This is a genomic window from Nocardia donostiensis (genome assembly GCF_002081715.1).
Lineage (GTDB): Bacteria > Actinomycetota > Actinomycetes > Mycobacteriales > Mycobacteriaceae > Nocardia > Nocardia donostiensis.
This window is the reverse complement of sequence record NZ_MUKP01000003.1, coordinates 86,856-107,935: the sequence shown is the minus strand read 5'-3', so window position 1 is coordinate 107,935 and position 21,080 is coordinate 86,856. Positions and strand designations below refer to the sequence as shown.

Annotated in this window: 21 protein-coding genes; 7 read left to right on the top strand and 14 right to left on the bottom strand. The window is 67.6% G+C overall.

The window, feature by feature from the left end; translation table 11 throughout:
- Positions 1-12 precede the first annotated feature (12 nt).
- Both B0T44_RS03035 and B0T44_RS03030 read left to right on the top strand, forming a co-directional pair.
- Positions 13-2,004: a TPM domain-containing protein gene (locus B0T44_RS03035; RefSeq protein ID WP_077116644.1), complete on the top strand. Its 1,992-nt coding sequence runs from the start codon at positions 13-15 to the stop codon at positions 2,002-2,004.
- A 37-nt stretch (positions 2,005-2,041) separates the two neighbouring features.
- Positions 2,042-2,887, top strand: a complete 846-nt coding sequence (locus tag B0T44_RS03030) for a MerR family transcriptional regulator (protein ID WP_367946986.1) — start codon at positions 2,042-2,044, stop codon at positions 2,885-2,887.
- 192 nt (positions 2,888-3,079) lie between these two features.
- On the opposite strand, the gene B0T44_RS03020 is transcribed toward B0T44_RS03030, so the two are convergent.
- Complete coding sequence (locus tag B0T44_RS03020; RefSeq protein WP_077116499.1) at positions 3,080-4,474, bottom strand: phthiocerol/phthiodiolone dimycocerosyl transferase family protein; 1,395 nt, start codon at positions 4,472-4,474, stop codon at positions 3,080-3,082.
- A 149-nt stretch (positions 4,475-4,623) separates the two neighbouring features.
- Here B0T44_RS03020 and B0T44_RS03015 point away from each other — a divergent pair, with 149 nt between their 5' ends.
- Positions 4,624-4,884: a WGxxGxxG family protein gene (locus B0T44_RS03015; RefSeq protein WP_077116498.1), complete on the top strand. Its 261-nt coding sequence runs from the start codon at positions 4,624-4,626 to the stop codon at positions 4,882-4,884.
- A gap of 103 nt (positions 4,885-4,987) precedes the next feature.
- Here the strand turns inward: B0T44_RS03015 and B0T44_RS03010 are convergent, their stop codons facing one another.
- Positions 4,988-6,373, bottom strand: coding sequence for a glycine--tRNA ligase (locus B0T44_RS03010; RefSeq protein ID WP_077116497.1), 1,386 nt, complete (start codon positions 6,371-6,373; stop codon positions 4,988-4,990).
- 233 nt (positions 6,374-6,606) lie between these two features.
- Between B0T44_RS03010 and B0T44_RS03005 the strand changes: the two genes are divergently transcribed.
- Together B0T44_RS03005 and B0T44_RS03000 are read left to right on the top strand one after the other, a co-directional pair.
- A complete protein-coding gene (locus tag B0T44_RS03005) occupies positions 6,607-6,957 on the top strand; it encodes an ArsR/SmtB family transcription factor (RefSeq protein ID WP_077116496.1) in 351 nt (116 codons plus the stop codon).
- A gap of 15 nt (positions 6,958-6,972) precedes the next feature.
- Entirely contained in the window at positions 6,973-7,407 is a 435-nt protein-coding gene (locus tag B0T44_RS03000; RefSeq protein WP_077116643.1) for a Fur family transcriptional regulator, read from the top strand.
- 80 nt (positions 7,408-7,487) lie between these two features.
- On the opposite strand, the gene B0T44_RS02995 is transcribed toward B0T44_RS03000, so the two are convergent.
- Positions 7,488-8,459, bottom strand: a complete 972-nt coding sequence (locus B0T44_RS02995; RefSeq protein ID WP_077116495.1) for a hypothetical protein — start codon at positions 8,457-8,459, stop codon at positions 7,488-7,490.
- 104 nt (positions 8,460-8,563) lie between these two features.
- On the opposite strand from B0T44_RS02995, the gene B0T44_RS02990 reads away from it, so the two are divergent.
- Positions 8,564-9,187 carry a TetR/AcrR family transcriptional regulator gene (locus B0T44_RS02990; RefSeq protein WP_077116494.1) on the top strand — a complete coding sequence of 208 codons (624 nt, stop codon included), beginning with the start codon at positions 8,564-8,566 and terminating at the stop codon, positions 9,185-9,187.
- A 6-nt stretch (positions 9,188-9,193) separates the two neighbouring features.
- Here B0T44_RS02990 and B0T44_RS02985 read toward each other — a convergent pair whose 3' ends face one another.
- The 3 genes from B0T44_RS02985 to recO form a co-directional block, all read right to left on the bottom strand.
- Positions 9,194-9,622 carry a YbjN domain-containing protein gene (locus B0T44_RS02985; RefSeq protein ID WP_139347777.1) on the bottom strand — a complete coding sequence of 143 codons (429 nt, stop codon included), beginning with the start codon at positions 9,620-9,622 and terminating at the stop codon, positions 9,194-9,196.
- Positions 9,619-10,422, bottom strand: coding sequence for an isoprenyl transferase (locus tag B0T44_RS02980; protein ID WP_077116493.1), 804 nt, complete (start codon positions 10,420-10,422; stop codon positions 9,619-9,621). The genes B0T44_RS02985 and B0T44_RS02980 overlap by 4 nt, the downstream gene beginning before the upstream one ends.
- Before the next feature lie 585 nt (positions 10,423-11,007).
- Positions 11,008-11,793 carry a DNA repair protein RecO gene (gene recO / locus B0T44_RS02975; protein ID WP_077116641.1) on the bottom strand — a complete coding sequence of 262 codons (786 nt, stop codon included), beginning with the start codon at positions 11,791-11,793 and terminating at the stop codon, positions 11,008-11,010.
- 172 nt (positions 11,794-11,965) lie between these two features.
- Here recO and B0T44_RS02970 point away from each other — a divergent pair, with 172 nt between their 5' ends.
- The gene (locus B0T44_RS02970) at positions 11,966-13,402 is read left to right on the top strand and encodes an amidase (RefSeq protein ID WP_081511498.1); all 1,437 of its coding nucleotides are present in this window, start codon (positions 11,966-11,968) and stop codon (positions 13,400-13,402) included.
- A gap of 60 nt (positions 13,403-13,462) precedes the next feature.
- On the opposite strand, the gene era is transcribed toward B0T44_RS02970, so the two are convergent.
- The 8 genes from era to hrcA all read right to left on the bottom strand — a co-directional run bounded on the left by era (position 13,463) and on the right by hrcA (position 21,063).
- Positions 13,463-14,377 carry a GTPase Era gene (gene era / locus B0T44_RS02965; RefSeq protein WP_077116492.1) on the bottom strand — a complete coding sequence of 305 codons (915 nt, stop codon included), beginning with the start codon at positions 14,375-14,377 and terminating at the stop codon, positions 13,463-13,465.
- Positions 14,370-14,720 (bottom strand): cytidine deaminase-like protein, encoded by a 351-nt coding sequence (locus B0T44_RS02960; protein ID WP_077116491.1) that lies wholly within the window; start codon positions 14,718-14,720, stop codon positions 14,370-14,372. The genes era and B0T44_RS02960 overlap by 8 nt, the downstream gene beginning before the upstream one ends.
- The gene (locus tag B0T44_RS02955; protein WP_077116490.1) at positions 14,713-16,047 is read right to left on the bottom strand and encodes a hemolysin family protein; all 1,335 of its coding nucleotides are present in this window, start codon (positions 16,045-16,047) and stop codon (positions 14,713-14,715) included. Before B0T44_RS02955 ends, B0T44_RS02960 begins: the two co-directional genes overlap by 8 nt.
- A complete protein-coding gene (ybeY, locus tag B0T44_RS02950) occupies positions 16,044-16,592 on the bottom strand; it encodes an rRNA maturation RNase YbeY (protein ID WP_077116489.1) in 549 nt (182 codons plus the stop codon). Before ybeY ends, B0T44_RS02955 begins: the two co-directional genes overlap by 4 nt.
- 115 nt (positions 16,593-16,707) lie before the next feature.
- Positions 16,708-17,781 (bottom strand): PhoH family protein, encoded by a 1,074-nt coding sequence (locus tag B0T44_RS02945; RefSeq protein ID WP_077116639.1) that lies wholly within the window; start codon positions 17,779-17,781, stop codon positions 16,708-16,710.
- Positions 17,782-17,949: 168 nt separating this feature from the next.
- Complete coding sequence (locus B0T44_RS02940; protein WP_077116488.1) at positions 17,950-18,690, bottom strand: 16S rRNA (uracil(1498)-N(3))-methyltransferase; 741 nt, start codon at positions 18,688-18,690, stop codon at positions 17,950-17,952.
- The gene (dnaJ, locus tag B0T44_RS02935) at positions 18,691-19,848 is read right to left on the bottom strand and encodes a molecular chaperone DnaJ (protein WP_077116487.1); all 1,158 of its coding nucleotides are present in this window, start codon (positions 19,846-19,848) and stop codon (positions 18,691-18,693) included.
- Between the two features lie 183 nt (positions 19,849-20,031).
- Positions 20,032-21,063 (bottom strand): heat-inducible transcriptional repressor HrcA, encoded by a 1,032-nt coding sequence (hrcA, locus tag B0T44_RS02930; protein ID WP_077116486.1) that lies wholly within the window; start codon positions 21,061-21,063, stop codon positions 20,032-20,034.
- Positions 21,064-21,080: the final 17 nt, after the last annotated feature.

The following is a 21,080-nucleotide window of genomic DNA, read 5'->3' as shown; positions in this document are numbered from 1 at the left end:
AGATTCATGCGCATGGCGCTGCCACTTCGGTTTTTCCGCTGGTCAGCTCGGTTCGGTCTCGGCGTGCTGTTCGCCGGGACCGTGCTGATGAGTGTGGGGGGCGCTGGCGCGGAGCCACCCGCGCGGATGGACACCTATGTGGTGGATTCGTCGGGGGAAGTGGGTCGGCCGGAGCTGCAACGGGTGCGGTCCGCGGTGGACGAGCTGTACGCCGAACATCAGGTGCGGTTGTGGGTGTACTACGTGCGCGATTTCGACGGGATGACACCGCAGCAGTGGGCGGCGAGCACGGCGGCGCGGTCCGGGTTCGGGAACCGTGACCTGCTGCTGGCGGTCGCGACACGAGACCGGGCGTATGCGATGGACGGAGAGTTGCCGCAGGGGGTTTCCGAAGCGGAGCTCGATTCGGTGCTCACCGGCTATGTGGAACCGCAGCTGCGGGCGAACCGCTGGGCCGAGGCGGGGGTCGCGGCAGCCGACGGGATCGGTGCGGCCGTGACGGGCGGCGGGATCAGTGTGGTGGCGGTGCTGATTATCGGGGGTGTGATCGTGCTGGTGGTGGCCGGGTTGCTGGTGTTCTCGCGGAAGCGGCAGCGGAAACGTGGCGCGGCGGAGCTGAAACGCGCCCGCAGTATCGACCCCACCGATAGTCGCACGCTGGCCGGGTTCTCCCTCGACACGCTGGACACGCTGTCACGGGAGATGCTGGTCGATATCGACAACGCCGTGCACACCAGCGGTGAAGAGCTGGAGTTGGCCACCGGTGAATTCGGGGATATTGCCGTCACACCGTTCCGGCGGGCACTCGCTCGAGCCAAGGCCGCCACGGCTCGGGCGTTCGCCATCCGGCAGCAGCTCGACGACGATGTGCCGGAGACACCGCCGGAGCAGCGGGCGATGCTGCTCGATCTGATCAGCACCGTCGGGCGGGCGGAGCACGAACTCGACGATCAGGTCGCCGCGTTCGACGCGATGCGGGATCTGCTCATCAACGCCGGAGATCGGCTCGACGCCTTGACCCGTGGCCTGGTGGAAGTGACCGGCCGGGTGCCCGCCGCCGAGGCCGAACTGGCGCGGCTGAACGCGACACATCCCGCACACACCCTCGCCTCGATCAGCGACAACATCACCATGGCCCGCGAACGGGTCGCCTTCGCCGAGCAGAACATCGACACCGGGCGGGAGGCGCTGCGGCGGCCGGTCGGGGAACAGGGTGCTGCGGTGCCCGCGATCCGGTCCGCCGAAGCGGCGGTCGGGCAGGCCAATGCGCTGCTCGATGCGGTTCTGAACGCGGCAGCGAATATCGAACAGGCGCGCACCGGGCTGCCCGCCGCGCTGGCGGAATTACGCACCGATCTCGCGGCCGCCGACGAACTGAGCGCCCACGGTGGCCCGGAACTGGCTTCCGCCGCCGCCACGGCACGCGCCGTGCTGGACAGCGCCACCGAATCCACCCCCGACCCGCTCGCCGTCTTCCACGACGCCGTGGCCGCGGACGCTGAACTGGATCGGGCGCTGGAGAAGGCCGCCAACCGCAAACTCGCCGCCGAAGACCTACGCCGCCGCCTCGATCAGGCGCTGCTCGATGCGGGAGCGCGGGTGCGGGCGGCCACCGACTTCATCAGCACCCGTCGCGGCGGTATCGACGCCGCCGCCCGCACCCGCCTATCGGAGGCGCAACGCCATCTGGACGAAGCGCAACGCCGCCGCGACAGCGCACCCGAGCAAGCCCTACCGTATGCCCGTGCCGCCGCCGACCTGGCCGGGCGCGCACTGCAGGAAGCGCAGAGCAGTGTCCGTCAGTGGGAAACGATGCAAGGACCGTCCGGGTTCGGGTCGACGGGCGCGGTGCTGGGTGGGATCCTCATCGGGGAAATGCTGCGCGGCGCGGGCAGGGGCGGGTTCGGTGGTGGATTCGGCGGCGGCATGAGCGGCGGGTTCGGTCCGGCCTCCTTCGGCGGGTCCGCTGGTTCACGCCGGGTGAGCCGCGGCGGGCGTTTCTGAACTGCGGACCGCTGGCGGCCTGCTTGACCCTGACACCGTGTCAGGTCCTACACCGGAAGCCGTCATGTTGAGTATCGGAGACTTCGCCAGGCACGGACAGGTATCGGTCCGCATGGTGCGCCATTACGACCGGCTCGGGCTGTTGCGCCCGGACCGTGTCGACCCGCTGACCGGCTACCGCTATTACGAGGCGGCGCAGCTGGCCCGGTTGAACCGGATCGTCGCGTTGAAAGATCTCGGTTTCACGCTGGAACAGGTTGGCCGGATCATCGACAACACGGTCGACGGTGCGGAACTGCGCGGCATGCTGATGCTGCGGCGCGCCGACCTCGAGCAGCGCATCGCCGAGGACCGTGCACGGCTCGTCCGGGTCGAGACGAGGCTCCGGATTATCGAGAAGGAGGGCGCCATGCCCGCTGAAGATGTGGTGATCAAATCGCTTCCTGCGGTCCGAGTGGCCGAATTGACCGGGGTCGCCGCGAATTTCGAGCCGCTGACCATCGGGCCGGTGGTGGGTCCGCTGTTCGACGAGTTGTGCGCGCGGCTGGAACGGGCGAAGGTGGCGACTGTCGGACACGGTATCGCGTATTACGAGGAGACGAGCGACGGCTCGGTGCTGGTGCACGCGGCCATGCAGGTGAATACCGAACCTGATGACGCCTACGATTTCGCGATCGTTGACCTGCCCGCGGTACCCGAGGCGGCGACGGCCGTGCACCGAGGCACCATGGACGACGTGCTCGAACCGTGGCAGGCGCTCGCCACCTGGATCGACACCAACGGGTTCCGGATCAGCGGGCCGAGCCGGGAGGTAACGCTGGTGTACTCCGACAACCCCGGCGAGTGGGTCACCGAACTGCAGGAACCGATTATGCGGCGCTGAGATATGCGACGCGGGCGGCTGCCGAACGATGCCGCCCGCGTCGGATACCGGCTGCTACTCCGAGTCCGAGCGCGTTCCCGAGGTAGCGCCGCCGACCGTTGTCGTGGACGACGGTAACGCTGTCTTTGCCTGGCACGAACGCGGGACGGCGCCCGGCGGGGCCGATCCGATGACAGATCAGGGCGGCTCCCATCAGCCGTGGTTGAAGCCTGACACCAGCACTCCGCGCTGGCGAACCGGTGCTGTCAGTTCCGCGTGCACGGTGTCGAGCAGGCGTTCCTGCTGCCCAGGGCAGCCGAGCAGCGCGACGGTCAGCCGCGCGGCAAAGGTGTAGGCGAGAAAGGTGACGGCGGCGGACGGGCCGAGTGAGGGGCGCGGATGGGCGGAAAGGTAGACGATCTCGTAATCGGTGATCCGCAGTCCGGCGGGCGTGCGCAGCGCCGGAACGACCCCGGTGTTGGTGATCGCGATATGGCCGGCCAGCGACCGGGTGCGTGCGGCGCCGTAGAAGTCCGGGAAATGCAGGACGGACTGCTGCACCGTGCCCTCGTCGAGGTCGTGGCGCAGCCGGTCGGAAATATGCCGCGCCAAATCCAGCACGCAGACCGAGCCGTCGATATCGGTGGCGAACGATGCCATCCCGCCCATATTGGTGCCCGCGGCGGCGGCGACAGGCGGGTCCAAGCGAGTGCGCAGGTCCACCGGATACAGGCAACCGAGCGATACCGGCGCGCTCCCGGCTCCCGCCACCGCGATCGCGTAGGCGCGCAAAAGAGCCGCGGTGAGCAGCGCGTTCACGGTGAGCCGATGCGTGCGGCTCACCTCGATGATCTGTGCGGTGCTCGCCCGGTCGAGCCGGATACGCTGCGGACGAGCGAGCGAGTTGGCGGGCGGGCGCTCCGCGCCGGGTAGGTCGGACCCGATGCCGGGGTCCGGAGCCGAGGCAGGGGCCGGATCGGAATCAGCCTGTCCGGTAGTGCCGAGGGATTCGACAGGCATGTCAGATGATGGATGCGCCGACGATGGCAGCGGTCGGGCGACGCTGTCGAAACCGGACCGCAGCCCACGGACAATACCGTGCCGGGCGGCGAACCATTCCAGTGGTTCGGGGTAGTCGTGGGGTGGCATCGGTGTCGCCGCGGACTCGGCGCATGCGGTGTAGCAATCCCACAGCCGCGTCAGCAGTGCGACACAATGTCCACCGTCGGCGATCCCGTGATGGACATACAGCGTCACCCGGCAACGAGGTCGTCGCGACAGCACCACGTCCAGGTATGCCAGCTGTTCGGCCGGGTCAAGCCGGGCCTGTGGCGGCTGCACGGTAGCTGGGTCGCCGTATCCGATCCACACTCCGGACACACCGAAAGCCCCTGGCCGCAACAGGTGCCCGTATCCGTGCCGGTCGACGCCGATCCGGCAGGCCAGGATCGGGTACTCGTACCGCAGCAGCACGAACGCCGCTCGCAGCGCTGCCGCGTCGATGCGGCCCGCTACCGATACCGAGCGCCCGGTGTAGGTCCCGTGCCGGACGAAACGCTGCTCCGAAGGCTCCAGAATCCGAACGACATCACCTTCATCCCACACCACGCCCGCAAGCGTGGAGCAACGGGGCCGCACCGACAAAAATGTTTTCCGCGTGTCGTATTCCGGGGGTGTCACGCCGGGTGTTTCGCGGCGCCGTTTGATCTGATCTTGCCGGGGTAATGCGGCAACGCCCAACGAGGAAGGAGAGATTCATGCGCAAGACTGTTGCAGTTGCTCTGTCGACCCTCGTAATCACCTTCGGTGGAGCAGGTGTTGCAGCGGCCGATCCGCTGGAACAGCCGCAGCCGGTCGCCCAGACCAACGTGGACAACAACCACGAACAGGAAAGCGACAAGACCGGCCTGTGGGGATTGCTCGGCCTGCTCGGCCTACTCGGCCTCGGCGGCCTGGCCAAGCGGAACAAGGACGTGACTCGTTACGACAGCTCCGCTACTCCGCGGCCGCCGAGGTAACACGACCGGAAGCACCCGGACCTGGCGATGACGCCGGCGACGGCGTGGCCGTAGTACGGTCCGCGCCCAGCGCCGGCGTCACTGCGCGTCGCGAGCGGCCTGGTCAGCAGCCCAGCAGGCGCTGTGCCAAATATCCCTCGACCTGGTCGAGCGCGATGCGCTCCTGGTTCATGGAGTCGCGTTCGCGCACCGTGACGGCCTGGTCGTCGAGGGTGTCGAAGTCGACGGTGATGCAGAACGGGGTGCCGATCTCGTCTTGACGACGGTAGCGACGGCCGATGGCGCCCGCGTCGTCGAACTCGATGTTCCAGTTCTTGCGCAGCTGCGCCGCGAGCTCCTTGGCTTTCGGCGTGAGGTCCGCGTTACGCGACAGCGGCAGCACCGCCGCTTTGACCGGCGCGAGCCTGCGGTCCAGTCGCAGCACCGTGCGTTTGTCGACGCCGCCCTTGGCATTGGGCGCCTCGTCCTCGGCGTAGGCGTCGACCAGGAACGCCATCAGCGAGCGGGTCAGACCGGCCGCCGGTTCGATGACGTAGGGGATGTAGCGCTCTTCGGCGGTCTGGTCGTAGTAGCTCAGGTCGACGCCGGAGTGCTTGGCGTGGGTGGACAGGTCGAAATCGGTGCGGTTGGCGATACCTTCCAGCTCACCCCATTCACCGCCTTGGAAGCCGAACCGATATTCGATATCGGTGGTGCCCGCCGAGTAGTGCGACAGTTTGTCCTTGGGATGGTCGTAGAGCCGCAGGTTGTCCGGGTCGATACCCAGATCGGTGTACCAGGCGAACCGGGTATCGATCCAGTACTTGTGCCATTCGGCGTCCTCGCCGGGTTTGACGAAGAACTCCATTTCCATCTGCTCGAACTCGCGGGTGCGGAAGATGAAGTTGCCGGGGGTGATCTCGTTGCGGAAGCTCTTGCCGATCTGGGCGATGCCGAACGGCGGTTTCTTGCGCGCGGTGGTCTCCACGTTCTTGTAGTTGACGAAGATGCCCTGCGCGGTTTCCGGCCGCAGATAGTGCAGGCCCTCTTCGTCGTCGACCGGGCCGAGGTACGTCTTGAGCAGGCCGGAGAAGTTACGTGGCTCGGTCCACTGGCCGGGGTCGCCGGTTTCCGGGTCGCGAATATCGGCGAGGCCATTGGCGGGCGGGTGACCATGCTTGGCCTCATATGCCTCGAGCAGGTGGTCGGCCCGGTAGCGCTTATGCGTGATCAGCGATTCGACCAGCGGATCGCTGAAGGTTTCCACATGGCCGGAGGCCTCCCACACCTGGCGGGGCAGGATCACCGACGAGTCGAGACCGACCACATCGTCGCGGCTGGTGACCATGGATCGCCACCATTGCCGCTTGATGTTCTCTTTGAGTTCGACGCCGAGCGGCCCGTAGTCCCAGGCCGACTTGGTGCCGCCGTAGATCTCACCGCACGGGTACACCAGACCCCGGCGCTTGGCGAGGTTGGCAACGGTGTCCACCTTCGACTTGGGTGCCACGCGAGAATTCTCCATCCACTACGAGTCGGAATCAGCTGCCCCGGAACGGGACCCCTCTCGGCCACCCGCACTACATTGCACGATGAGAACGGGCAATGAGGTGTCGGATCGACCAGTTGACCTACAGCCTATCGGCCCTACTCAACAGGGTTTCCACCACCACGGGGTGTCCATTTGACATGCGCAACTATGCATATCAAAATGGAATCGCTTTCCAATAAGGAGTTGGTCCGATGACTGCCGAGACGGCTGCGCCCACACACAACCCCTACCGTTCGCCCGCCCCCGCCCCACTGCCCTCGCGCGCCGTTCTGGAGAACGCCGGTGAGCTGCTACGGGCGCTTGCGGCTCCCGTCCGGATCGCCATCGTGCTACAACTGCGGGAGTCGCCACGCTGTGTGCACGAACTGGTCGACGCCCTGGGCGTGACACAGCCACTGGTCAGCCAGCACCTGCGGATCCTCAAATCGGCCGGGGTGGTGCACGGCGAGCGTTCGGGCCGGGAAGTGCTCTACGAACTCGTCGATGATCATTTGGCGCACATCGTGGTCGACGCAGTCGCGCACGCCGAGGAAGAAGGGTAATTGGTGTCGGACAATATGACCGGCAAAGTGGCCACCGCACAGAAGCCCGTGGGAATTCGCAGCACTCGCCAGCGCAGCGCGATCGCCGCGCTGCTCGAAGACATCGACAAGTTCCGCTCTGCCCAGGAACTACACGACGAACTGCGCCGCCGCGGCGAGGGCATCGGCCTGACCACCGTCTACCGCACCCTGCAGTCGCTCGCCGACGCAGGCATGGTCGATGTACTGCGCACCGACACCGGTGAATCGGTGTACCGCCAGTGTTCCACCGGTCATCATCACCATCTGGTGTGCCGCCACTGCGGCCGCACCGTCGAGGTCGCAGGACCGACCGTGGAGGCGTGGGCCGAGAACACAGCAGGGGCCCACGGTTTCACCGAGGTCAGCCACACCCTGGAAATCTTCGGCACCTGCGGCCCCTGCGCCGATGCTGGACACGGCCGCCGATAACGATTCCACAACGAGCCGAGGCCGCTGTCGTCGAATGACGGCAGCGGCCTTGCTCCTATTCGTGCAAGCGGCGACTTCGCTCAGGCGGCGACGGGAACCGGATCCCGGTCGGCGGCAGGCACGCCACGCCGGTCACGCACCGCGCCCACACCGAACAACACTGTGGCGACCCCGGCCCAGACCAGCAGCACCAGCAGCGGCCCGCCTGCGCCTGCCCCATCGAAGAAGGCGGCCGAACGTAGCAGCGATGCGGCGGCACCGGGCGGCAACAGTTGCCCGATCATCCCCCACGGCTGCGGCAGCAGTTCCGGCGCCGACGTCGCGCCGGAAAGCGGGTTACCGATCAGCAGCATCGTCAGCGCCGCGAGCCCGAGACCCGCGCGGCCGAGCACCGTGGCCAGGCCGGCGACCGTGGCGGCCATGGCGAACGACACCAGAGCCGCCACCGCGCTGAGCAGCAGATAGCCACCGGGCAGGAGCGACAGCCAGCCCTGTACGACCGCCATGCTGAGCAGGCCGCCTGCGATCGCGAAGACCAGCGTGCCTGTCAGGCGTCCCGCGGCGGTCGGCACCGCCAGCGCCAGCAGCACACCGGCAGCGATACCGGACATCACCAGCGGTAGCGCCATGGCGCCGAACCCGATACCGCGCGGATCGTCCGGGTCGGCCGCGACGACATCTTCGGCCTGCGCAGTGGGCAGTCCGGACAGCTGCTGCGCCAGCTGGGTGAGCTGCTGAGCTACTGCCGGGCTCGCTCCGGAGGCGACCAGCACGCGTGGCGCCCCGCCGCCGGTGACGATGGCGCCGTAGACCTCGCGGTCGGTGATGGCCTGCCTGGCGGCGGTCTCGTCGGTGACGGTGTCGATCTCGAACGCGCCGGGGCTGTGCCCGTTCAACCGGTCGGCGACCACGGTCGCCTGCGGTCCGGCCACCGCAACCGGCAGATCACGGGGAGCGATATTGCTGGCAGGCCAGGCAAAGGCGATCAGCATCAGCGCTTGGAGCAGGGCCGCGCCGATTCCGACGGCCACGGCGCGCTGGGTGACGTTCATGACGTTCTCCTGTAAATCGGAGGTCCGTTCTTTTTATACTCATCTCACGGTCCCATCGACCGAGGCAGCTTGTCAAGAACGAATATTCGTTTTATTTTGGCAACATGCCCCGAGTCAGCGAAGAACACTTGGAACGCCGCAGACAGCAGATCATCGACGCCGCACAGCGCTGCTTCGCCCGCAAGGGGTTCCACCAGTCCTCCATGCAGGATGTCTTCGCCGAAGCCGGGCTATCGGCCGGAGCGGTGTACCGCTACTTCAAAAGCAAAGACGAACTGGTCGCCGAACTGGCCGCAAACGCCTCCGGCAATATCCGCGACATGCTGGCCGAGATCATCCGGCGCGATCCGGTGCCGCTGCCTGCGGAAGTCGTTGCACACGTCGCCGCATGGGTCGTCAGCCAGGGCGGGCCGGAAGGCAGGCTGCGCCTGGCGCCACAAGCGTGGTCGCTGGCACTGATCGACCAGGAAGCCGCGGTATACGTGAAACAGGCCATGGCAGGTATCCGCCAGATGTGGCGCGAATACGCCGAGCGCATGGTCGAGGCCGGATGGTTGTCCACCGATGCCGACCTCGACGCCGTGGCGAGTGCCCTGTTCGGGCTGCTGCCGGGTTTCGCGCTGCAGCACCTGATCATCGGCGATGTCGACACCGAGGCGATGATCCGCGGGGTGGCGACGCTTTTCCCGTTCGCCCCGGCAGCATCGGGACAGGCTCCCGCGCCCTGAGCAGACTCAGGGCAGCAGACCCCGGCGCGCCTGCCCCGCCCCGGACAGCACCAGCAGCAGCATCGTAGCCAGCGCCTGATCGTCGAGCCCGGCCGCCGGGAAGGTGTAGCGCAGGATCACATCGGCGAGTTTGCCGTGCCCGATCACGGTGATCGAGCCGAACTGCAGCGAATTGTTGCGTTCGGCGACACGTTTGTGCAGCTGCGGTTTGAGGGGCCGGTCCCAGGCCAGCACACAGGTCAGGGTCAGCACGTCCAGACCGGGCGTGAGCGTCATCGCACCGAGCGAGCACAGGGCGCCCTGATAGTCGAAACGCAGCGAACCGTCGTTGTCGACCCGCACATCCACGTCGTAGAGCCCCAGACACGCTCCGGCGCGCGCCTGCAATTCCAGCGACGGTTCCAGCGCCGAGCCCGTCTCCTGCTCACCGCTCATTTCGCGCCACCGAACCGGCGATCGCGCTGGGCGTAGGCGAGGCAGGCATCCCAGAGGTTACGGCGGTCGAAATCCGGGAACAGCGTGTTCTGATAGACGAATTCGGCGTACGCGGACTGCCAGATCAGGAAGTTCGAACTGCGATATTCGCCCGATGGGCGCAGAAACAGATCGACATCGGGCATATCCGGCTCGTCCAGATAACGCGCGAGCGTCGCCTCGTTCACCTTCTCCGGGTCCAACTCCCCGGCCGCTACCCGACGCGCGATTTCCCGTGCCGCATCGGCGATTTCGGCCCGGCCACCGTAGTTGACGCACATGGTGAGCGTCATCACCGTGTTGTCCTTGGTGAGCTCCTGCGCGGCTTCCAGCTCCTTGATCACGCTGCGCCACAACCGCGGCCGCCGCCCGGCCCAGCGCACCCGCACGCCCATCTCGTGCATTTCGTCGCGGCGGCGGCGGATCACATCACGGTTGAAGCCCATCAGAAAGCGCACCTCCTCCGGGCTGCGCCGCCAGTTCTCGGTGGAGAAAGCGTACGCCGACAGCCATTTGACGCCGATCTCGATACAGCCCTCCACGGTATCCAACAACACCGCCTCGCCGCGCTCGTGACCGGCAGTGCGCGGCAGCCCACGCTCCTGCGCCCAACGCCCGTTGCCGTCCATCACCAGCGCCACATGTTTGGGCACCAGCTCCGGCGGCAGCTGCGGCGGACGCGCCCCCGAAGGATGCGGTGACGGCGGGCGGACGGTGCGGACGCTTTCGGACGGGCCGGCTGAGTCACGACGCAGGATCACCCGTCCATCCTGCACGATGCAGGTGCGGGGCCGATACAGTGCCGCCCGATCAGGAGAAAAGCCTGGGTACTCGCCCGGCCCTGCGCGAGGAAATCCATTCCGCCCCGAATCCGACAGCGCCCGCGGGAGCCGGATCGAGCGGAGGTCGTCGTCGACGGTGCGTCAGCGGGCCAGCACCGTGAGAGTCGAACTGTGCAGTCGCCGCCGCCAGGAACGACGCGGTGCTCACGCACAATCAGGGCTGGGTAGCGACAATACCGGCCAGATCGAATGTGAACGCCGGTCACTTCCACCGGCAGCCGGCGCCGCCGAGCATGGTCTATCCGGGCTCACCCGGCCACGCGAGCACCCCGTATACCGCCACGTTCCGTGGCAGGTTCAACGCCCTCGAGGCCAGAAAGTACGCAGACCGCCTTCCAGCGCGAGACAGTCGCCCGCCTTACTCGTCGGCCCTGCGTGAGTTCAGTTCCCGAAGCGTGCACCGGTCGTCCTCGCCCGTCCTGGCCGCGCCGAGGGATCAGGTCGTGAAGTGAACCGGAATGCCCGCACCGGGAGCCGCAGGCGCGGGGGGTACCGCTGCGCGGCTCAGGTTCCTGGTACCGCCAGGGCGGTGTCGAAGTGCGCACCCCCGGACGTGACGCGGGAGCGTTCGATCAGTGGCAAAGTGCGCAGCTGACGCTCCAGATGCCATTGCAGGTGCGCGGCAACAAGACCGCTGGCCTGGCGGCGCACCGCTTCGGGAACGGTGTCGATACCGTCCCAGTCACCGCGGCGCAGGGCGAGCAGCAGGTCGAGCACAGCGGGGGCAGGGGTGGTCGCACCGGGTGGACGGCAGTGCACGCAGACCGCGCCGCCGGCGGCGACGTGGAAGGCGCGATGCGGTCCGGGTGTGGCGCAGCGGGCGCATTCGTCCAGGGCCGGAGCCCAGCCCGCGTAGGCCATGGCGCGCAGCAGGTAGGCGTCCAGAATCAGTTCGTGTGGGCGTTGCCCTGCGGCGATGGCTCGTAATGCGCCCGCAGTGAGGGTGTGCAGGCGCGGGGCAGGGGCGTGTTCCTCACCGGCGAGCCGTTCCGCGGTTTCCAGGACGGCACAGGCGGTGGTGTAGCGGCCGTAGTCGTCGATGATGCCGGGCGCGAACGCCTCCATGGTGTGTACCTGGGTGATCGTGTCCAGGTTCCGGCCGGGATGCAGTTGCACGTCGATATAGGCGAACGGCTCCAGCCGCGCCCCGAATCGCGATCTGGTCCGTCGCACCCCTTTGGCCACGGCGCGCACCAGCCCGTACTGGCGCGTCAACAGCGTGACGATCCGATCCGCCTCCCCCAGCTTGTGCTGGCGCAGCACCACAGCGTGATCCCGATACAAACGCACGACCACAGTCTTGCATGGACCACCGACGGCCATGACCAGGCTCGGCGCGGTGAAACGTCTCCGCTTCGTGGCGATCGCCCGTTCCCGTGACGAACCGGACCGAACCAAAGATGGACGCTTGACCAGATTGGAGTTACGGTGCATGAGATGACCCCGACGAGACGGAGATCACATGGCCGTGCCCGATGACAGCATGGATCGGACCGAGCGCCGGGTGAGCGAACTGGGGGCTGCGGCGTTGGCGGAGGCGATCGCCGCGGGCACGGTCGGATCCACCGAAGCCACCACCGACGTGCTGGATCGCATCGAGGCCAGCCAAACCGGGCTCAATGCATTCCGGGTGGTGCGCCGGGAACGGGCGCTCGCCGAAGCACAGGAGGCAGACCGGCGTATCGCGGCCGGGGAGCGGCTGCCGCTGCTCGGGGTGCCGATCGCGATCAAAGACGACACCGATATAGCGGGGGAAACGACAGCGTTCGGCGTAGGCGGGGATTTCCTACCGAAAACCGAGGACGCCGAGCCGGTGCGGCGGCTGCGGGCCGCGGGCGCGGTGATCGTCGGCAAAACCAATACCTGCGAATACGGGCAGCTACCGTTCACCAGTAGCGCGGCGTTCGGCTGCACCCGCAACCCGTGGCAGCGCGACCACACCCCCGGCGGCTCCTCCGGTGGTTCGGCGGCGGCAGTCGCGGCCGGGCTGGTGCCCGCCGCGCTCGGTTCCGACGGTGCGGGATCGGTGCGTATCCCGGCGGCGTGGACGAACCTGGTCGGGATCAAACCGCAACGCGGGCGCATCTCCACCTGGCCGCTACCCGAAGCGTTCCACGGGCTCACCGTGCACGGTCCGCTCGCCCGCACCGTCGCCGACGCCGCGCTGCTACTCGACGCCGCTGCAGGCCCGCACCCCGGCGATCGGCACACGCCTGCGCCGCTCACCCTGCGCGATATGGTCGGCCGCGATCCCGGCCGGTTACGGATCGCCCTATCGTTGCGCATCCCGTTCACCGCCACCCCAACCGCGCTCGACCCGGAAGTCGAAGCGGGCGTGCGCCGTATCGCCACCGCGCTGCGCACCCTCGGCCACACCGTGACGGTGGCCGATATCCATTACGGACTGCTGGTCGGCGCCTCGTTCCTGCCGCGCTCGATGGCCGGTATCCGCGCCGTGCACCGGTCTATGCCCGGGGCGCGGGTCGATCCGCGCACCATGGCCAATATCCGTCTCGGCGGTATCCTCGGCGGTCCCACCCTGTTCGCTGCGCGCCGGATCGAACCGCTGCTGCACCGGCGCTTCGGCTCCTTCTTCGACAACTACGACCTGGTTCTCGCCCCGACCACCGCCACCCCCGCGCCTCGGGTCGAGGAGATCGACGGGATCGGGGTCGGCGCAACCAACAGCCTGATCACCGCCGCCTGCCCCTACACCTGGCCGTGGAACGTCCTCGGCTGGCCCAGCATCAACGTCCCCGCGGGGTTCACCGACGCAGGCCTGCCGGTGGGCGCCCAACTGATGGGTACCGCGTCCAGCGAACCGCGGCTGGTTTCGGTTGCGGCGCAACTGGAGCAGGAGCTGCACTGGGATCGGCAGCGCCCCGAACCCTGGTGGTGACAGCGGACGCGTGCACCGCACGAGAGTCGGCACGACACGCGGCTAACCCTCCGCACCTGGTCAGAAGCCGAGTTTGCCGAGTTGTTTGGGGTCGCGCTGCCAATCCTTGGCGATCTTCACATGCAGGTTCAGATAGATCCGGGTACCGAGGATGTGTTCGATCTGCTTGCGGGCGTTGGTACCGACCTCTTTGAGCCGGGAACCCCCCTTGCCGATGACGATGGCTTTCTGGCTCGGCCGCTCCACATACAGCAGGGCATGCACATCGAGCATGTCCTCGCGGCCCTCGTACGGCAGCACCTCTTCGATGACCACGGCCAGTGAATGCGGCAGCTCGTCGCGCACACCTTCCAGCGCTGCTTCCCGGATCAGCTCCGCCATCAGAGTTTCTTCGGGCTCGTCGGTCAGCTCGCCGTCGGGATAAAAGGCAGGGCCTTCCGGCATCTTCGAGGCGATGACATCGACGAGCACCTCCACCTGCTCGCCCCGCACCGCCGATACCGGCACCACGTCGGTGTCCGGGCCGAGCAGTTGCGAGACCGCGAGCAGCTGGGCGGCGATCTGGTCGCGGCTCACCTTGTCGATCTTGGTGACCACGCCGAGCAGTGTCGTGCGGGGCGCCATCTGCTTGACCTGCTGCACGATCCACCGGTCGCCGGGCCCGATCTTCTCGTCGGCCGGAATGCACAGCGCGATCACATCGACCTCGGAATAGGTATCGCGCACCAGATCGTTGAGACGCTGCCCGAGCAGGGTGCGTGGGCGGTGCAGGCCGGGGGTGTCGACCAGGATCAGCTGCGCATGCTCGCGGTGCACAATGCCGCGGATGGTGTGCCGCGTCGTCTGCGGGCGCGACGAGGTGATCGCGATCTTCGCGCCGACCAGCGCATTCGTCAACGTCGATTTACCGGTGTTCGGTCGACCGACGAAACAGACGAAACCGGAACGGAATTCACCGTCGGTGCGCTCAGCCATCGTGGACCTCGAAACCCTCCGCGATATCGAATACCGCGCCCGCGCGGTCGGTGAACACGATCCGCGCCTGCGGCGACATCTCACGCACCGCTGCGACACCCGCATCGGCGAACCGGCCGCCGACCACCACCGCTGCCTCGAATCCTTCGGCGCCACTGGAGACAGCGGCCGCGACCACGGCCTGCAACGCCGTCAACCGCAGCGCCTGCAACTCCACCTCGCCCGCGGCGTAGGTACGGCCATCGGTATCGCGGATCGCGGCTCCGCTGCCGCCGCCGGTGCGGCCGAGCGCACCACGGGCCAGCACCACCAGCTTGTTGTCCTCGGCATCCAATTCAATCATGGGCGTCTCCCTCATCGTCCCGGCCGGCCGGGCGATCCCGGTCCGAGCCGGAGTCGTCCGATTCCGCGGGCTCGCTCGGCGCCCGCTCCACCACCACGGTGTGCACCCGCACCCGTCCCCGCGCGTCCGCGCCGCCCTCGCCGCGCAGCAGCAGCCCGTGCGCGACGACTTCGGAGCCGGGCAGCGGTACCCGGCCGAGTTCGTGCGCGAGCAGCCCGCCGACCGTGTCGACGTCCTCGTCCTCGATATCGAGCCCGTACACCTCGCCGAGGTCGTCGATCGGCAGCCGCGCCGAAACCCGGTAGCGGCCGTCACCGAGTTCCTCGATCGGCGGTGTTTCGCCGGTATCGTATTCATCGGCGATCTCGCCGACGATCTCCTCCAGCACGTCCTCGATGGTGACCAGGCCTGCGATGCCGCCGTACTCGTCGACCAGCAGCGCCATATGGTTGCGGCGGCGCTGCATTTCGTCCAGCAGTTCGTCCAGCGGTTTCGAATCGGGCATGAACACCGCCGGACGCATCACCTCCCGCACCGGTACCCGGCGCCCCCGATCGGCATAGGGGACAAGGTCTTTCAGATACACCACGCCGAGGATGTCATCGATGTTCTCCCCGATCACCGGGACACGCGAATGACCGCTGCGCACAGCCAGCGATGTCGCCTGGGCCACCGATTTATCCGCTTCGATCCACACCATTTCGGTGCGCGGTACCATCACCGCCCGCGCGGTGGTGTCGCCGAGTTCGAACACCGACTGGATCATGCGGCGTTCGTCGTCGGCCACCACACCGCGTTCGCGGGCCATATCGACCACTTCGCGCAGCTCGATCTCGGACGCAAACGGCCCGTTGCGGAAACCCTTACCCGGGGTGAGCGCATTACCGACGAGGATGAGCAGCCTGCTGACCGGGCTGAGCACAGCACCGATGAACTGCAACGGCAGCGCCGCAACCAGGGCGATCGAATACGCGTGCTGTCTGCCGAGGGTGCGCGGCGCGACACCGATGACGACATAGTCGACCACCACCATGACCACGGCGGTGACCAGCAGCGCCCAGCCGCTGGCCAGTACGGTGATCAGGGCGGCAGCCAGTAGCACGGTCGCGGTGATCTCGCACAGGATGCGCAGCAGCACCATCAGATTCACATAGCGCGGCCGATCCGCAACGACCCGGCGCAGCCGCGCCGCACCCGGACGTTCCGCGCGCACCATATCGTCGAGACGGGCCGGTGAAACGGTGTTGAGCGCCGAGTCGACGGCCGCGAATACGCCGCCGACAGGAACGAGCAGGACAGCGAGGACGAGCAGGGTCAGTTCGCTCACGCTGTCGGTTCACCCGGGGTCGTGAAACCGGCCTTCCCCAGCAGCCGCGCATCGCGTTCGGCGAGTTCGGCGCGACGGGCCGCCTCGCGCAAGCTCTCGTACCACTCCTGGAGCAGCCGCGCCTGCAGCGTGAACATCTCCTTTTCCTCCTCCGGCTCGGCATGGTCGTAGCCGAGCAGGTGGAGCACACCGTGCACGGTGAGCAGCGCCAGTTCGTGGTCGAGCGAATGCCCGGCCGTGCGTGCCTGGCCGAGCGCGAACTCGGGGCACAGCACGATATCGCCCAGCATGGACGGGCCGGGTTCCGGACTGTCGGGGCGGCCGCCGGGCTCGAGTTCGTCCATCGGGAAGGACATGACGTCGGTGGGGCCAGGCAGGTCCATCCAACGCATGTGCAGATCGGCCATGGTGTCGAGATCGACGAGCACCATCGACAACTCGGCGGCCGGGTGCACATCCATCCGAGCGATCACGAACCGGGCGACACCTACCAGGTCTTCCTCGGGTACGTCCATACCCGACTCGTTGGCGATCTCGATACTCACCCGGTCAGTCTACGGCGCGTCCGGGCGTAGCCCGCCCCCCAGACCGCCCACACCCCGAACGAATGCGGGAGGTACCCGGAAATGCGCATGGCCGGAGCGAAGGCGGAGGTACGCCTCACCGCCTGCCCGCACGGCCCGCCGCGCGCCGCTGCGCCCGATTCCCGGTCATATGCGCCGTCACCTGCGATCCGGTTTCGGCCTCGAACCGGTCGTAGGCGTCGACGATATCGGACACCAGCCGGTGCCGAACCACATCGCTGCTGGTCAGCTCGGCGAAATGAATATCGTCGATCTCGCCGAGGATCTCCGTCGCCGCCCGCAACCCCGACCGGGCGCCCGTCGGCAGATCGACCTGGGTGACGTCACCGGTCACCACGATCTTCGAACCGAACCCGAGCCTGGTCAGGAACATCTTCATCTGCTCGGCGGTGGTGTTCTGCGCCTCGTCCAGGATGATGAACGAGTCGTTGATCGTACGGCCGCGCATATACGCCAGGGGCGCGACCTCGATGACCCCGGCCGCCATCAGCTTGGGGATGGCTTCGGGGTCCATCATGTCGTGCAGGGCGTCATAGAGCGGGCGCAGGTACGGGTCGATCTTCTCGTTGAGCGTGCCGGGCAGGAAGCCGAGCCGCTCCCCCGCCTCCACCGCGGGGCGGGTGAGGATGATGCGGTTGACCTGCTTGGTCTGCAGGGCCTGGACGGCTTTGGCCATCGCCAAGTAAGTCTTGCCGGTGCCGGCGGGGCCGATACCGAACACGATGGTGTTGGCGTCGATGGCGTCGACGTAGCGTTTCTGGTTGAGAGTTTTGGGGCGGATGGTCTTGCCGCGCCGGGACAGGATGTCGAGGCTGAGCACCTCGGCGGGCGATTCGGAGAGACCCTCGGTGAGCATGGAGACGGTGTGGCGCACCGCCTCGGGCGTGACGACTCGGTTGCGGCCGGTCAGCGCGACGAGTTGCTCGACGACCCGCTCGGCGTGTGCCACATCGGTGGCTTTGCCGGTGAGCGTCACCATATTGCCGCGGACGTGGATATCGGCGGCGAGCAACTGCTCGAGCTCTCGCAGGTTCTCGTCGGCGGAGCCGAGGAACGGGAATACGGATTCGGGGGCCAGCTCGATGCTGGAGCGCACCTCACGTGCCGCCGGGGCGCCAGCGCCGCCAGCGCCGTCGCCGACTGCGGAGATGTTCTGGTCGCCTGTCTCGCCTTGTGCTCTCACGTAGTGGCTATGGCCTACTTTCCGGTCTCGGAGCTGCTGCTATACGGATTGCTGCGGTCCGCATCCGTGCTGAAAGTTTAACGCGCGGCACCGACAGGTCACAGTGAATTATCAGTTGTCCACATCTGACCCGGTCTACCAGCGGGCGGTGAGCGCGCCGAGCGCGCCGAGTGCGACCGCGGCGGCGGTGGAGGTGCGCAACACCGTCGGGCCGAGCAGCACCACATCGGCGCCCGCCTGAGCCAACGCCGTCAGTTCCGCCTCGTCCACCCCGCCTTCCGGGCCGACGATCAACATGGCCGAGGCCGCCGTGTCCCAGGGCAGCTCGGTGAATTTCGCGGTGCCGGATTCGTGCAGCGCGGCCACCACCGCACCCGCGTCCTTCGCCGCGCGCACCGCGGTCAGCAGATCCGGAGTGCGGTGCAGGCCGGTCACTTCCGGGATATAGGCGCGGCGGGACTGCCGCGCTGCAGCACGGGCCGCAGCACGCCATTTCCCGACACCCTTGTCCGCCTTGGCTTCCCATCTGGCGACACAGCGAGCCGCCTGCCACGGCACGATCACATCCGCCCCCGCTTCGGTCATCAGCTCGACAGCCAGCTCCGAACGGTCGGATTTCGGCAGCGCCTGCACCACGGTCACCTGCGGTGACACCGGCTCGACCCGGCCGCGGTTGCGCACCGCCAACTCCAGCCGGTCACGCTGCGCGGCAACGACTTCGGTGTCGGCGAGCAGACCGCGACCATCCGACAGCGTGATGGGCTCGCCGACCCGGATCCGCCGCACGGTGGCCGCGTGCCTGCCCTCGGGACCGTCGAGTACCGCGACGGCGCCCGGTTCCGGGATGTCGTCGAGGTAGAAAACCGTGGCCGCCAATCAGCGTCCGCTGAACGAGGCCCGCAACCGGGCGAACAGACCGCTGCTGTGCTCGGACTGCGCCGACATCACCTCGGCTCGGTCGCGCTCACGCATCCCCTTGTATTTGCGCAGCAGATCGGTCTGCTTACTGTCCAGTTTGGTCGGGATGACGATATCGAGGTGAGCCATCAGATCACCGCGCGCACCGGAACGCAGCCGCGGCATCCCATGCCCGCGCAGGACCGAGATCTCGCCCGGCTGAGTGCCCGCCGGGATGGTCAGTTCGGTCGGTCCGTCGAGGATGGTGTCGATCACGACCGTGGTGCCCAGCGCCGCGTCGACCATGGGCACACGAACGGTGCAGTGCAGGTCGTCGCCGTCGCGGACGAACACGTCGTGCGGTTGTTCCACGACCTCCACATACAGGTCACCGGCGTGGCCGCCGCCCGGCCCGACCTCGCCCTGGGCGGCCAGCCGCACCCGCATACCGTTGGCGACACCGGCCGGGATGGGCGCCGCGATCTCACGGCGGGCGCGCACCCGGCCGTCGCCGCCGCATTTGCGGCAGGGGTCGGGGATCGTCTCACCGGCGCCGCGGCAGGTAGGGCACGGCCGCGAGGTCAGCACCTGACCGAGGAAGGAACGCTGCACGGACTGGACTTCACCGGCTCCGCCGCAGGTTTCGCAGCGCACCGCCTTGGACTTGCCGTTGGTGCCCGAACCATGGCACAGATCGCAGAGGATCGCGGTGTCCACGGTCAGATGCTTGGTGACGCCGACGGCGCATTCGGCGAGGCTCAGCCGGGTGCGAACCAGGGAATCCGCGCCCGGTTGCACGCGCCCGCGCGGTGCGCGGCCGCCCCCCTGAGCGCCGCTCATCCCGCCGAAGAACGCCTCGAACACATCGCCGAGCCCGCCGAAACCGGCGCCACCGAAACCGCCACCCGCGCCGCCGCCGGACTCGAGCGGATCGCCGCCCATATCGACGATGCGCCGCTTCTCCGGGTCCGTCAGCACTTCGTAGGCCGCGGAAACCTCTTTGAACCTGGCCTGCGCCGCCTCATCGGGGTTGACGTCGGGATGCAGTTCGCGAGCCAGCTTCCGGTAGGCGCGTTTGAGCTCGGTGTCGGTAGCATTTTTCCCGACGCCGAGCAGTCCGTAGTAATCCCGTGCCACTTGAGTTCTCTAGTCCTTGGTCGCTGTCACAGTTCCGACTACGCACGGCCGGATATGTGCTCATCCTGGGGTGTACTGCTCCAACCGCGCTATTAGTCGGGTGCACTCAACTTTATCCGGCCAGAGTTTCGAGCCTATCAGCGACTCCGCGGCCGGCGCGGCGGCGCGGCGGTGCTATCACAGTCACCGTTCGGCGAGGACCTCCCCGATATAGCGGGCGACGGCAGCCACCGACGCAATCGTGCCCGGATAGTCCATCCGGGTGGGGCCGAGCACACCCATTCCGCCCAGCACCGCTCCTGCCGCACCGTAACCGGTGGAGACCACGGAGGCGTTACGCATCTGTTCGACCTGGGTTTCCTCACCGATCCGCACGGTGACCGTGCCCGGCTGCTGCGCGGCGGCCAGCAGTTTGAGCACCACCACCTGCTCCTCCAATGCCTCCAGCACCGCACGCAGAGAGCCGGGGAAGCCGAAGTCGGCGGCGTTGCGGGTGAGGTTCGCGGTGCCGCCGAGCACCAGCCGTTCCTCTGGGTGCTCGACCAGCGTTTCGACCAGCACCGTCGACACCCGCACCAGCACATCACGCAACCGGGGCGGCGCCTGTTCGGGCAGCTCGGCCACCGCCGCCGAGGCCGCGGCCAGCCGTTTACCGTCCATCGCGCCGCCGAGCATGCCGCGCAGCGCCGCCAGGTCCTCGTCGTCGACGAGCGCGCCCAGTTCCACGATGCGCTGATCGACGCGGCCGGTGTCGGTGATCACCACCAGCAGCAGCCGGGCCGGGTTGAGCGCCACGACCTCTATGTGGCGGACAGTGGACGCCGAGACGGTCGGATACTGGACGACGGCGACCTGGCGGGTCAACTGCGCCAGCAATCGCACCCCGCGTCGCAACACGTCGTCCAGATCGACGCCGGATTCGAGGAACTGCATGATCGCGCGGCGTTCGGCAGGCGAGAGTGGCTTGACCTCGGAGATGCGGTCGACGAACTGCCGGTAGCCCTTGTCGGTGGGAACACGGCCGGAGCTGGTGTGCGGCTGGGTGATATACCCTTCGGCCTCCAGCACGGCCATATCGTTGCGCACGGTGGCGCTGGAAACACCCAGGTTGTGCCGTTCGACCAGTGTTTTCGATCCGATGGGCTCCTTGGTCGCCACATAGTCGGCGACGATCGCCCGCAGGACCTCGAAGCGCCGGTCCTCGGTGCTCGACATCGGCCCCACCTCCTCGC

Coding starts and splice junctions, on each gene's coding strand:
- hrcA (WP_077116486.1), bottom strand. CDS start 21,063: ATGTCGAGCACCGAGGACCGGCGCTTCGAGGTCCTGCGGGCGATCGTC.
- B0T44_RS02970 (WP_081511498.1), top strand. CDS start 11,966: ATGGCCGTGCCCGATGACAGCATGGATCGGACCGAGCGCCGGGTGAGC.
- era (WP_077116492.1), bottom strand. CDS start 14,377: ATGGCTGAGCGCACCGACGGTGAATTCCGTTCCGGTTTCGTCTGTTTC.
- B0T44_RS03005 (WP_077116496.1), top strand. CDS start 6,607: ATGACTGCCGAGACGGCTGCGCCCACACACAACCCCTACCGTTCGCCC.
- B0T44_RS02995 (WP_077116495.1), bottom strand. CDS start 8,459: ATGAACGTCACCCAGCGCGCCGTGGCCGTCGGAATCGGCGCGGCCCTG.
- B0T44_RS03000 (WP_077116643.1), top strand. CDS start 6,973: ATGACCGGCAAAGTGGCCACCGCACAGAAGCCCGTGGGAATTCGCAGC.
- B0T44_RS02985 (WP_139347777.1), bottom strand. CDS start 9,622: ATGAGCGGTGAGCAGGAGACGGGCTCGGCGCTGGAACCGTCGCTGGAA.
- B0T44_RS02990 (WP_077116494.1), top strand. CDS start 8,564: ATGCCCCGAGTCAGCGAAGAACACTTGGAACGCCGCAGACAGCAGATC.
- B0T44_RS03035 (WP_077116644.1), top strand. CDS start 13: ATGGCGCTGCCACTTCGGTTTTTCCGCTGGTCAGCTCGGTTCGGTCTC.
- B0T44_RS02960 (WP_077116491.1), bottom strand. CDS start 14,720: ATGATTGAATTGGATGCCGAGGACAACAAGCTGGTGGTGCTGGCCCGT.
- B0T44_RS03015 (WP_077116498.1), top strand. CDS start 4,624: ATGCGCAAGACTGTTGCAGTTGCTCTGTCGACCCTCGTAATCACCTTC.